Below are 12,325 nucleotides of genomic sequence, written 5' to 3'. Positions count from 1 at the left end.
TCTAAGAGATAAAAAGTTAATCGAATACGCAAAGGTTCTTTTTTCCGTTAGAAACTTTCCAAGACTATTACTTTGATAGTCTTACAGTATATAAGTTGCAAGATTAGATATCTAGGTTTATTCACTTTATAATTGTTAATTGTGGCAGTTGTTAAAGTATATAACGTCATAGGAGTAAGGAGGATAACATGAAACATATTATTTTTTATAGTGGTGGCCTAGGCAGTTGGGCAACAGCCAAGCGAGTGATAAATAGACACGGCAAAGATAACGTTATCTGTTTATTTACTGACACATTAATTGAAGATGCAGATCTTTATAGATTTTTACTTGAAACTACAGCAGAAATGTACAACATCAATCAATCAGACTTAATTGATAAGACAAATAACATCCCTGAAACAAGCCATGAGACCATGGAAGCTAGGAAAAAATATCTTAAACAATTATCAGAGGAAACAAATAAAAGAAATCCTAACTTCATATGGCTGAATGATGGACGCGACCCATGGGACGTCTTTAAAGATAAGCGGTTCTTGGGTAATAGTTTACTAGCTAATTGTTCCCATGAGCTCAAGCAAAAGATGTCGGAGAAATGGATTAAAGAGAAATTTGAACCTCGTGAGTGCACTTTGTATTTAGGAATTGACTGGACAGAAGAACACCGAATTAAAGCTCCGAAAAAGAATTGGCTTCCATATCAAGTTGAATTTCCTATGTGTGAAGAACCTCTTTGGACCAAAATAGATATGGCTAAGTTATTAGAACAAACAGGTATCAAGCGTCCTATGTTGTATGAACAAGGGTTTAGTCATAATAATTGTGGAGGTTTTTGTGTAAGGGCTGGACAAGGTCATTTTGCTCAGCTTTGGGAAACTAAACCACGGTTATATAAATACCATGAAGAAAGAGAAAAGGAAATGAGAGAATTCTTAAATCGCGATGTTACTATACTTTCAAAAACCAAAACTGTCGAGGAATGGGTTCAGCCTAAACTTTACAAAATAGATGAGATAGACCCAGGCTCTGAACTTTACGAAGAAATCCAGAATGGATTGCTTGAAGTTGAAAATGGTGAAGTCATTTTGCCAGGGTACCGGAAAAAGAAGTCAGTTAAAACTCCTTATACTCTTTCAGAGTTGCGCCATGAACTAGAAAGAGGCGGTGAACAAGTGGATATGTTTGATATTGGTGGTTGTGGTTGCTTTGTAAGTGAATAGATCAGGAGAATGACTGCACACAATTCCCTAAAGTGTTAACACTGCAGAGATCAAACACCATCATATCCTATATCTTAGAACCAAATTGTATTGTTCAATAAGGGCAATTAAATGGGGGAGTGAGTTGTTCAATAAGTGATTAGTGCCAGGACCTAGTCTATTCTTAGAAAGTAAAGAAAAAGAGTTACTGCTTTTAGGCCCTGGCAAACTACTGTAGGTTATTAAGTCTTAGTTGCTTAACACCTTTTGGATTTTCTTATAAATAGGTAAAGGAGTCCGTTTGAAATCTTTTAATGACTCCACAGTTTGGTTACCATGTGAGTCATGAATCACAAGACGGTTATGATTTTCATCCAATTCGATAAGGTTATGACCAATGCCAAAGGATTTTACCCCTGTAGAATTGTCTAAATGCGTATGATCGAGTATGGTCTGAACCTTATTGGAATATCTCCGTAGGAACCGCCACAATTTCAGTTCGGTATTTGATTTCATAAATAACTCTGGTAGATCCTTTGCGTGCTGCAACATGTTCAATGTCGTTAAAGTATAAACATGGATCCCGTATCCTACAGGGCGGATGGTCTTCGTTAAAGAACCCCATTCTTTTACGTTGAACTTAACATAGAGTTCTTGGGAGCGACTAGGAACCTCTTTCAGTTGTGAACGTTTTATAATATCTACATTTGTTATTTCCCCGTAATAGGTAATGCCGTTGGGTGCCCCACTTTCTGCAGCCTGTTGTGTAATATAGAGAGCAATATGTTTGGCTTCTTGCCACCCTTTTTTTAATTGCTTTAAAGGAATATGGTAAAAACGATGTTGCAAATGCGCCGTCAACCTCTTGTGGTCGTTAACTACTCCAACCAAAACTTTTTCATCGAGAGAGGACTCCCAGTATTCAAGTGATCCTTTTGGTAAGATCCCTTGGGTTTGTAAGTCTTCCGGACTGCTTTCAATTAAGTGTTCCAGAAACTCCTCCACTAGCCGATAGGTATTCGGTAAAAATGGGAGGCCGCCAATATTGACTTCATTAATGCTTTTATAAAAAGGATGAGATTCATAATTCTCTTCATCCATCCACGGAAATAGCACATAAGCACCGTAGGCATAGCGTTCGTAGGGGCCGTCATTTTTGTAAACCCAGGCGTCACGGTATCGGTGCATCGTATTAATATCCTCCTCCATCGGACTAGGGGTAGATGCCTCGTTTTCAGTCTGGCCAAAATCGATCCGGTATTTCGCATCAAAAATATACTGGTAAGCATAAGGATGGCCTTTCTTTTCTACGGTCAACATAATATCGGGTTTTTGTCGTACCGTAGGAGATGAAGGATGTCTTTCCTGAAAGCTAAGCGTGATTTGTTCTTCTGTAAAAGGATGCTGGAACCTTCGTTTGGCAGATTTGCTTTGATCAAGGTCCACAAAAAGTCCGTTTCGTTTAATTTTTATAATGTCTTGGTCGATCGCTTCATACTTTTTATGCAAGATTTGACCCATCTTTAAATACGTCCAATATTCATACAGGGTCGCAACATCCTTTACGGACATCTTGAAAACCTCACCTTGAAAGGAGAGACCTTGCGATAACACTAAGTAAATCATATAAGCATCACGATATCCTTGCTTCATTTGCATGACTAGCGTGAGTACGGATCGGTCTAGACGACTGATTTTTCGCCAAAAGGGGGACTTTTCAATAGTGTACAGTTTTCCTTGCATGAAGGTTAATGTATTCAATATAGAACGATCAGCAGAGGGGGAATTGCTCAGATAACGCTCCACTTGATAGCTTAAAGATTTTATTTTCTCCTGCAATCGGATCACCATGAATTTTACAAAGCGATTCTCTAACGTATCGAAGGATAGAGACTTTTTAGCATTCAATCCTCGTTCTGGCATCATTTGTTTTCCATTAATAGCAACTCCACGGCTAGTTTCTTTGAATAGATAGGGCCTCTTTCGTAAATATTTGCGAGACTGACTGTCCGTTCGCCTTAGTTGATCGCCTCTTACTTTGTGATATTCAGTGATCAATTGATGGTGTGGTTGCCTCTCAATGAGTTGAATGGCGTTTACAAATTGATCGAAATAATGATGAAGTAACCTGTGAAATTCTGCTTGGGAAGGAGACTTTGATGAAATTTTTGACGCCCCAAGAAACGTCTTTTTCATAAAATGAAAAGCCAAATTATACACTTCTTCGCTTACTTCCTCTAATAGACGCTTATAGTCCTCTTTGTAATCAAGTTTTGTTGGAAACAGTTCTATCGTTATATCAGCTAGCTGATCCTTACCATCTAGAATGCTAAATTGCGTTAAGCCAACCTCATTCATAAATTGAAGTTGCCCCATTAAAAAGGTAATATCTCCGACTTTTTCTTTACTTACCGATCTTTGAACTAATGGATGTTCATGGTAGAAGGAAAGTTCTTTCCCTCTTTTAGAAACGACTACTAGCTGATACACTTCATTTTCAAAGAAGATAGGTGGAAAAGGGCCTTCTGAAAGGTCTACCATTTTTTCTAACACAGGATGGAAGACTCGAACATCTGTCTCTTCTAACGCATGCACCTTTAATGTCATCGCTTGTTCTTGTACATTGACCTTTTTCTTATAGCTTTTTAAATTTTCGAAGCGACTGTTGAATGGCCTGCCCTTCAAATGCACGGAAAACTCTTCATGTTCAATGACCAGTAGATTCGTATCATTAGCGTGAGACATGTGTACCCACCTCCTTGTCAGCTTTTAACCTAGCCAAAATGAAGTGAAGCCCTGTTGTTCTTGATTCTTATACATAGTGGCTAACTTTTCAGCCGATTTCGGGAAGTGTGCATGTTCAATCGCATGCTCATAGTGCGCCATATCAAAGGGTTGGCCCGTACAGTAAGTAAACAATTCCTCGATAATCTCAGCCGTAGCAAAATCACTTCCATTTATTTTAGGCAAGACTTTCTGTAATAGTTGTCGGTCAAATGCTTCTTTTGATGTCATTAATTGTCCTAGTTGGTTGTAAATCATATAGAAGCAAATTTCGTCACGAATACGATATCCGAAATGAGTCTTATTCTTTTTTAGAATAGCGTTGATGTCTATAAGGCGGTTTGTTGTACGCTCAATGATCGGCTGATGATCAGCTAATGCATCCTTTAATGTTAAATACTTTGACTTAAGGACGTCGTTCGTAACAGGGTAATCCTCAAGTTCTTGATGATCCTGTAGACTTGGAAAGAAGCTAAGGTCTACTTCATTAAATTCCATCGTATTCGCACGGTCTAACACTTTTGAGCTAAAAGGGTGTGTAGTCTCATCCATATTGACAGTTCCAATCATATAAACATTATCAGGAATAATTACGCGTTTATTAAAGCCTTCCGGCGTAGGTATCTGAGAGGTTACGATCCGATCTCCTAACCATTTCCGACTTTCCATCACACTTAATAAATCGCTGAAGTAATATTCTACTCTGGCTAAATTCATTTCGTCTAAAAGAATAAAGTAAGGAAGCTCAGGGTTCTTTTCTGCTTCAAGCAGGACCTTTGTTAAGGGTCCGGGTTTGAAATCTCCTTTAATATCTTCATAACCAATCAATTCTGAACCATCACTCCAATCTGGACGCACAGGAATGAGGTGAAACTGCCCATTTTCTTCAGTTGCCCCAATACTATTGGCAAATTTCTCAACGATTTTCGTTTTTCCAGTTCCTGAAATGCCAGAAAGGATAACAAACGGTTTTGTTCGTAATGCCAGGTAAAGGCTTTTAACTTCTTCTTCTTTATAGTAGAAGCCTTCACTCTTTATGTAATTGTAGATATGATGGACCAATCTTTTCTCTGAGAGATTGGTTGCTTTGCGTGTCGATCTTTCAAGTTTGAAAGCTGCTGGAAAGCTTTCTTGAAACGAGATTAGAAGGTATTCAGCGAAATCTTTAGTTACTGAATAAAAATAACCTTGCTTGACATTTCCGTTCACATCAAAAGGTCCAGTTTCCTTTTTACGTTTGTCTTCTGGAATAGAAACCTTTTTTAATTTAGGATCTAGTGGGGAATATTGTACGCGGAGGAGGTTTCCGTCTTCTTCCCACAGATCTGTAGCAAACGTTGAAGGCTTCTTACTAGTGACAGCATTCTCTGTTACTTCACAGATGGAATGGATAGCTCCTTGGGAATAAGCGAATACAACATCTCCCGGATTAGCTTTAAGAAGATCTGTATGATGGGTGAGAGGGGTGCCTTGTTTGTTTCTCTTAGGGGCCCATAGGAAACCGCCTTCTACTTCATCTTTTGCTGTTTGTCCTTGGTTCACCCACCAGTAATTCCGGTTTTTATTTACCTTTTCAGACATCTCTATCACATTCCCATCTCCATCTATTAACTCCGCGTGCTTTAGCCAGTTGAAAATGTTTCTAATTCCTTTCTCAGCAACAGATTCTTTTATGGTTGTTTGATCTGTTGAACTTACAACAGTTAAGTAAGATATTTCTTTCAAAATTTCTAGCTTTTCCTTGTAGTGATACATGGACATAAACTTTAGTGATTCATAAACCATTTCTATAAATGGACTTTGAAGTATTCTTTTTCTAACTTCTTGTATGGAGTTATCTTTATTCTCTAATTTATAGTCTTTATTTAAGTAACCAAGTAATTGTAAGTTTTGACGAGCCTGAGACTTAAGCCGCTTTATGTTATCTTCCTTAAATGTTTGGGTTATAGAATCTGCTGTATATTCGCCATCAATCAATTCTTGAAGCATTGTCACGGTTTGGTCAACAGTACTAAAAGGAATGTCTAGTGTGGTGAATGTTTTAAGCTGAACTTGGTTATTTTTATGTTTTTCTACGAAGGGAAGGGAAGACAAAAAAGCGAGTATAAAAGAATGCCTTCTTCCTAAATCCACAAAATCCTGATCAGTAACGGTTCTTTTATCTATTAAGATTCCTAACGCTTGTTCCAGCCAGTCGTTACGAATAAGTACGTAAGGGACTTTCTTTTCACCCTCATTGAATTTATTGCGTGAAGACTTGGTTTCTACATGGATACCTTTTTCACTAGATGAGACTATGTAATTGGGTGCATTTGTACTTAAGGTATAAATCACCTCTGAGTGCTTAGCAAAATCTAAAATAAACCTATTAAGCATGGAAATCCTCCGGTCAGTGATATTTTCCTTTTATGGTATCACAAATGGAAGTGGTTTCTAATGTTTGGCTTTCTATACACCGATGGAATTAGGTAAGATAAGGTGTGTATAATTATGGATGTAATGTAAGGAAAAGGATAATTAGTTATATAGTTGACTGGTTCCTTTTTTTGTGATGGTGCCTGATTCCAATTTCGCCATAGTGTTAACGAGGTGGGACAGTCATTTTTTTAACTATAAATAAACTAAAGGAGGATTCTATGTGTCCTGAAAGTACTTATAAGAGCGAGGAAGAATTGATCGATCATTTGAAAAACAAGAAAGAGACGTTCTGGTCCAATGATTCACTTGAACCTTATCACACGCTTGAAAAAAATCTGCCCATCCCAACCGAAGACCTTCATGAAGCAGAAATGCTTCTCCGAAGGTTTGCTCCATATTTAGCTAAAGTATTTCCAGAAACCAAGAAAATGAACGGGATCATTGAATCTCCCATACGCGGAATACCTGCTATGCAGAAGGAACTGGGAAAACGATTCCAGCGATCCATTCCTGGCCATTTGTATCTAAAGTGTGATCATGATCTTCCGATAGCCGGGTCCATAAAAGCGCGGGGAGGTATTTATGAAGTTTTAAAGTACTCGGAAGGGCTGGCAATTCAACATGGGAAGCTTACAAAAAATGACGACTATTCTAAATTAGCCAATCCCGAATTCAAGCAGTTCTTTTCAAACTTCTCAATCGCTGTAGGATCAACAGGCAATCTGGCTTTAAGTATAGGCATCATGAGTGCTGCTTTAGGTTTCCAGGTGACGGTTCATATGTCCGTGGACGCGAAAAAATGGAAGAAAGAGTTACTCAGGGATAAAGGTGTAGTGGTGGTGGAGCATGATAAGGATTTTTCTTTTGCCGTAAACGAAGGCCGGAGACAATGTCAGGAGCAAAGGAACTGTTATTTTATTGATGACGAAAACTCCAAGGATTTATTTTTAGGCTATGCTGTGGCTGCTTTGCGCCTAAATGAACAATTGAAACAGGAGAATATAACAGTTGATGCGGACAATCCTCTGGTGGTTTATTTACCTTGCGGCGTAGGAGGAGGCCCTGCGGGGATCACTTATGGACTGAAGTATGTTTTCGGGGATCATGTGCACTGTTATTTTGCAGAGCCGACCAGCTCTCCTTGCATGATGCTTGGACTTGCCACAGGAAAACATGAGGACATTTCTGTTCAGGATATCGGGCTTGATAATAAGACGGAAGCTGATGGATTAGCTGTTGGCCGACCATCAGCTTTGGCTGGCCGGCTGATAGAAAACATGGTGAACGGCATTTATACGATCAACGACGAAAACTTGTACAAGCTGTTAGCCCTTTTGCATGAATCGGAAGGTATTTCCCTCGAGCCATCGGCACTTGCAGGCATGTACGGTCCTTCTTCTATTGATATTCAAAAACAGTTAGACCGCATGTATGGCTCCCGTTTAAGTCATGCGACTCATTTAGTCTGGGCAACAGGTGGAAGTTTGGTGCCAAAAGATATTATGGAAGGTTTTGTTTCTAAAGGAACATCATTTCTTCGTCAGGAGGAATAGAAGAAGCTAATCTGTTGAAGGGATCCTCGTGACACAATTGTTAAGCCTGGGGGGCGTGAGCTTCTATTCTTCCTTCATGATTCACACTGAAATAGCATATTTTCCAAATAGAACACTTCTATTCATTTAGGAATATGGGAGTGAAATGAGGGAGCACTAGAATTGCCCCCGCTTCAGATAATAGTCTAAGAGGGAGGAATACTTTAAATTGAAAAAAACCATAGTGCTATTAATCTCTACCTTCTTTTTTATAGCAGGTTGCTCTGATAATTCGGGTGATAATAACCAGGAAGAATCGCCACGACCTGCTGAAGGTTTAGAAGTAATAGCAGATAATCTGGAAGTTCCGTGGTCCATCGAAAAAATGGAAGATACCTTTTACTTAACAGAAAGATCAGGGAACATTGTCAAAATAGTAGATGGTGAAGTGGAAAGGCAAAGCATAGAGTTTGAAGAAGAGGTATCCACAGCTTCAGAGGCAGGATTGCTTGGCTTTGTTCTTGCCCCCGACTTTTCCGAATCGAACCTTGCCTATGCCTATTACACGTATGAAGATGGGGAAGAACAATTTAATCGTATCGTCACGCTTCGGTTGGAAAATCGTGTATGGAGAGAAGAGGATCTGCTTCTAGACCGAATCCCCAGCGGTACTTACCATCATGGAGGAAGACTTAAATTAGGTCCTGATGAAAAACTCTACGCTACGGCTGGGGATGCTTCTGATCCTGAAATAGCCCAAGACCTGGATTCATTAGGTGGAAAAATTTTAAGAATGAATTTGGATGGATCGATTCCGGATGATAATCCATTTGCGAATTCCTACGTTTATAGCTTTGGACATCGCAACCCTCAAGGGATTACTTGGTTATCAGATGGTACGATGTATGCAAGTGAACATGGGGATAATGCAAACGATGAGATTAATTTAATTGAAGCTGGTCAAAATTACGGTTGGCCGGTTATAGAAGGCACTGAAGAACAAGAGGGAATGGTTTCGCCTCTATTCACTTCTGGAGATAGCTCCACCTGGGCACCATCTGGAATGGACAATTTTGAAGGAAAACTTTATGTTGCAGCATTAAGAGGGTCTGCCGTTTTAGAATTCGACCTTGAAACAGGTGAATACAGTGAAGTGATCACTGGTCTTGGAAGGATTCGGGATGTACAGATTAAGGATGACGATCTTTATTTCATTAGTAATAATACAGATGGTCGTGGTGATCCACAGGACAATGATGACAAGCTATATAGAATTTCACTCTCAGATCTGGATTAACTACTGAAGAGTAACCGATTAAAATTGGTTCATACAAAAGAGCGCTTCCGTCACGAAGCGCTCTTTGTTATCCATCTATTTAGTGAAATGTTAAATGTTCCAAAGAGTTACCATTCATGATAGTTTTGGAGGAATGTTTTGACAATTATTTAGAACATGTTACGATATCAATGAAATCAAAAATTCATAGACGATCCACTAGGGGTGCCTTCTCATAAGGCTGAGATTAAAGTGTAGCTTTAAGACTCTTAGAACCTGATCTGGTTGATACCAGCGTAGGGAAGTGGCGGTTACGTGTATCTTAAGCTACATATAGATGTTTACACATGAAACCACTTTCTTCACGCATATGAAGAAAGTGGTTTTTTAGTGTCTGGAAATAGATGCAGAGAGTGCTTGCGTCTTATTTCTTTTTTCCTTGACCGTGGATCGTCGGGAAAAGGAGAGAGTGACAATGAAATTTTCACAACAGATTCGCGAAGCGGTGGATCCTATTTGGGAAGCAAGTTTCAACCATCCTTTTGTCCAAGGGATTGGAGAAGGGACGTTATCGCTCGAGCAGTTCCGCTACTACGTGCTTCAGGATTCTTATTATTTATCCCATTTTTCAAGAGTCCAGGCGATGGGAGCCGCGAAGTCAGAGGACATGAAAACGATGGCCAGTATGGCTTCTCATGCTCAAGGGACGTATGAAGCAGAGATGGAGCTTCATGAGAACTTTTCCAAAAGGCTTGGAATCACAGAGGAGGAGCGCAACCAGTTCACTCCTTCTCCGACGGCTTATGCGTACGCATCCCATATGTATCGGGGCGCCTACCACGGGGATTTGGGAGAGATCATCGCTACAATTCTTCCGTGCTATTGGCTTTATTATGAAGTCGGGGAGCACTTGAAAGATCATCAGCCGGAAGAACCGATTTATCAGGAGTGGATTGCCACCTATGGCGGGGATTGGTTCCGTTCGCTTGTGGAGGAGCAGATTCAGCGGTTGGATGATCTCGCGGAATTGAAATCGGAAGCTGACCGGGAGCGGATGAAAGAGTTGTTTGTGATCAGCAGTCAGTATGAATACATGTTTTGGGAAATGGCTTATGTCATGGAAGAATGGCCGTTTGATATGAGAACTTCTTTAACGGTAGGAAAAGGAGAGTGAATCGTGAGACCATCCATTCACTTGATTTCGACAGGTAAGCAGACCTTTGCTGAACTAACCAACACAGTTAAAGCAGTACAAGAGGAGGTCGATTTTCTCCACATTAGAGAAAAGCACCGCTATGCTGTTGAAATCTTTGATGGCATTCAACAACTGGTGGACGCTGGTTTTCCAAAAGAGCGCATTATCATCAATGACCGTGCTGATGTAGCCGCTGTGTCAGGATGCTTCGGGGTGCAACTGACTTACCGAAGCTTGCCAGTCGCACAAGTGAAGCGCACTTTTCCCGTCCTGAATGTAGGAAAGTCCGTTCATTCTTTAAAAGAGGCCATAGATGCGTATCAGGAAGGAGCGGATTTTCTCATATACGGAAATATCTATCTCACAGCCTCCAAGCCTGGAAAAGCGGGGGAAGGATTGAATTCGCTCCGTGAAATCATCCGGCATGTAGGATGCCCGGTCGTTGCTATCGGTGGAATAACGCCAGAGCGGGCAGGTGATATCATTCGTGCGGGAGCTCAGGGGATTGCTGTCATGTCAGGCATTCTACAGGCGGACGATCCTGTGAGTGTAGCGCAGATTTACCGGAGGGAAATCGATGGAGGGAGGATGTTATGAATACGCATTATGAAACGATTGTTGTCGGAGCTGGTGTGATCGGCAGTTCCATCGCCTATCATTTGGCACAGCGTGGACGCTCTGTTCTTCTCCTGGAGCGGGGGACAGTCGCCTGCAAAGCATCTTCAGCTGCCGCTGGCATGCTTGGAGCGCAGTCGGAGCTAAAAGACGGGGACGATTCATTGTATTCACTTGCCACAGCAAGTCGCGAGATGTTTCCGGTGCTGGCTGAAGAATTGAAAGCGTATAGCGGCATTGATATTGGATTACAGCAGAATGGCATCTATAAAATTGCTACAAATGAAGGAGAAAGAGAAGAGCTGATAGCCTATGGGGAAATTCAACGAAACCGCGGGGAGGAAGCGAGATGGATGGAGCCTTCTGAATTGCAAAGAGAAGAACCGGTGGTGTCCTCCCAGTTGAGCGGTGCCTTATTTCTCCCGGATGACGGCCAAGTTTCCGCTCCGGATTTGTCGAAGGCTTTTGCCCTGTCAGCGGTAGAGCTTGGGGCAGAACTTCTAGAGTACACCGATGTTCAAGGTTTGATTAAAGAAGGGAAGCAAGTCACGGGAGTGAGAACCAATCGAGGAGACGTAAGCGCCGATCATGTCGTAGTCGCTTGCGGGGCATGGAGTGAAGATTTGCTTGGAAAACAGGAACTCGGGATGGATATGTTTCCGGTAAAAGGTGAATGCTTTTCCGTTAAAACGAAGCGCAGACTTATTCAAGGGACGCTCTTTTCTAAGGGGTGTTACATCGTCCCGAAAGCAGGCGGGCGTCTGGTGATCGGTGCAACAGAAAAGCCTGGAACATTTGATGAAACGGTAACCTTGGGTGGGTTATTTCCCTTGATCAAAGCAGCGACTCAGTTAGTTCCTGAACTTGTTTTTGCGGAGTGGGAAACGGCCTGGACCGGGCTTCGTCCACAAACGGAAGCCGCCATTCCATATCTGGGCCCACATCCTGAGTCTTCCGGACTTATTATCGCGACCGGACACTATCGCAATGGCATTTTATTGTCCCCAATCACAGGAAAGGTGATCGCTGAATTAATCGAAGGCAAGGATGTTCCTCATGAATGGATAACTACTGGGAATTTATCACGTGGAGGGGTGAACCTATGAAACTACGAATCAATGGGGAATGGCTGACCGTTCCGGAAACGGTCGATACGATCGGTGAGCTTCTGTGTCATTTTCAATTGGATCAGCAGGTGGTCATCGTTGAACAGAATGAAACCATTCTCGAAAAAGAATCACGATCAGAATACAAGGTGCAGGACGGAGATATCATTGAAATTGTACAATTTGTAGGAGGCGGATGA

The 12,325-nt window shown here is 41.2% G+C and carries 9 protein-coding genes and 1 riboswitch; of the genes, 7 read left to right on the top strand and 2 right to left on the bottom strand.

The features are described 5' to 3' along the window. Positions 1 to 188: 188 nt before the first annotated feature. Positions 189 to 1,220, top strand: coding sequence for a hypothetical protein (locus tag VKA52_RS13975; RefSeq protein ID WP_326316100.1), 1,032 nt, complete (start codon positions 189 to 191; stop codon positions 1,218 to 1,220). A gap of 228 nt (positions 1,221 to 1,448) precedes the next feature. Here the strand turns inward: VKA52_RS13975 and VKA52_RS13970 are convergent, their stop codons facing one another. After that, on the bottom strand, positions 1,449 to 3,944 hold the full coding sequence (locus VKA52_RS13970) for a restriction endonuclease-like protein (protein WP_326316099.1): 2,496 nt from the start codon (positions 3,942 to 3,944) through the stop codon (positions 1,449 to 1,451). A gap of 24 nt (positions 3,945 to 3,968) precedes the next feature. After that, on the bottom strand, positions 3,969 to 6,359 hold the full coding sequence (locus tag VKA52_RS13965) for an McrB family protein (RefSeq protein WP_326316098.1): 2,391 nt from the start codon (positions 6,357 to 6,359) through the stop codon (positions 3,969 to 3,971). Between the two features lie 260 nt (positions 6,360 to 6,619). On the opposite strand from VKA52_RS13965, the gene VKA52_RS13960 reads away from it, so the two are divergent. The 6 genes from VKA52_RS13960 (at position 6,620) to thiS (ending at position 12,325) form a co-directional block, all read left to right on the top strand. Continuing rightward, positions 6,620 to 7,954 carry a D-serine ammonia-lyase gene (locus VKA52_RS13960; protein WP_326316097.1) on the top strand — a complete coding sequence of 445 codons (1,335 nt, stop codon included), beginning with the start codon at positions 6,620 to 6,622 and terminating at the stop codon, positions 7,952 to 7,954. 208 nt (positions 7,955 to 8,162) lie between these two features. Beyond that, entirely contained in the window at positions 8,163 to 9,230 is a 1,068-nt protein-coding gene (locus tag VKA52_RS13955; protein ID WP_326316096.1) for a PQQ-dependent sugar dehydrogenase, read from the top strand. Between the two features lie 190 nt (positions 9,231 to 9,420). Further along, positions 9,421 to 9,529, top strand: a riboswitch (TPP riboswitch). Positions 9,530 to 9,684: 155 nt separating this feature from the next. Then, positions 9,685 to 10,383 (top strand): thiaminase II, encoded by a 699-nt coding sequence (gene tenA, locus VKA52_RS13950; RefSeq protein ID WP_326316095.1) that lies wholly within the window; start codon positions 9,685 to 9,687, stop codon positions 10,381 to 10,383. Positions 10,384 to 10,386: 3 nt separating this feature from the next. Next, on the top strand, positions 10,387 to 11,001 hold the full coding sequence (gene tenI, locus VKA52_RS13945) for a thiazole tautomerase TenI (RefSeq protein ID WP_326316094.1): 615 nt from the start codon (positions 10,387 to 10,389) through the stop codon (positions 10,999 to 11,001). Next, positions 10,998 to 12,125 carry a glycine oxidase ThiO gene (gene thiO / locus VKA52_RS13940; RefSeq protein WP_326316093.1) on the top strand — a complete coding sequence of 376 codons (1,128 nt, stop codon included), beginning with the start codon at positions 10,998 to 11,000 and terminating at the stop codon, positions 12,123 to 12,125. The genes tenI and thiO overlap by 4 nt, the downstream gene beginning before the upstream one ends. Next, on the top strand, positions 12,122 to 12,325 hold the full coding sequence (thiS, locus tag VKA52_RS13935) for a sulfur carrier protein ThiS (protein WP_326316092.1): 204 nt from the start codon (positions 12,122 to 12,124) through the stop codon (positions 12,323 to 12,325). Before thiO ends, thiS begins: the two co-directional genes overlap by 4 nt.

Origin of the sequence: Halobacillus sp. HZG1, from assembly GCF_035818575.1 — a bacterium.
Classification (GTDB): Bacteria; Bacillota; Bacilli; order Bacillales; family Halobacillaceae; genus Halobacillus; species Halobacillus litoralis.
This window is presented reverse-complemented; position numbering and strand designations above follow the sequence as displayed.

Excerpts from the sequence above, each read along its gene's own strand:
- VKA52_RS13960 (WP_326316097.1), top strand. The coding sequence starts at position 6,620 with ATGTGTCCTGAAAGTACTTATAAGAGCGAGGAAGAATTGATCGATCAT.
- thiO (WP_326316093.1), top strand. The coding sequence starts at position 10,998 with ATGAATACGCATTATGAAACGATTGTTGTCGGAGCTGGTGTGATCGGC.
- tenA (WP_326316095.1), top strand. The coding sequence starts at position 9,685 with ATGAAATTTTCACAACAGATTCGCGAAGCGGTGGATCCTATTTGGGAA.
- thiS (WP_326316092.1), top strand. The coding sequence starts at position 12,122 with ATGAAACTACGAATCAATGGGGAATGGCTGACCGTTCCGGAAACGGTC.
- VKA52_RS13965 (WP_326316098.1), bottom strand. The coding sequence starts at position 6,359 with ATGCTTAATAGGTTTATTTTAGATTTTGCTAAGCACTCAGAGGTGATT.
- VKA52_RS13970 (WP_326316099.1), bottom strand. The coding sequence starts at position 3,944 with ATGTCTCACGCTAATGATACGAATCTACTGGTCATTGAACATGAAGAG.
- VKA52_RS13975 (WP_326316100.1), top strand. The coding sequence starts at position 189 with ATGAAACATATTATTTTTTATAGTGGTGGCCTAGGCAGTTGGGCAACA.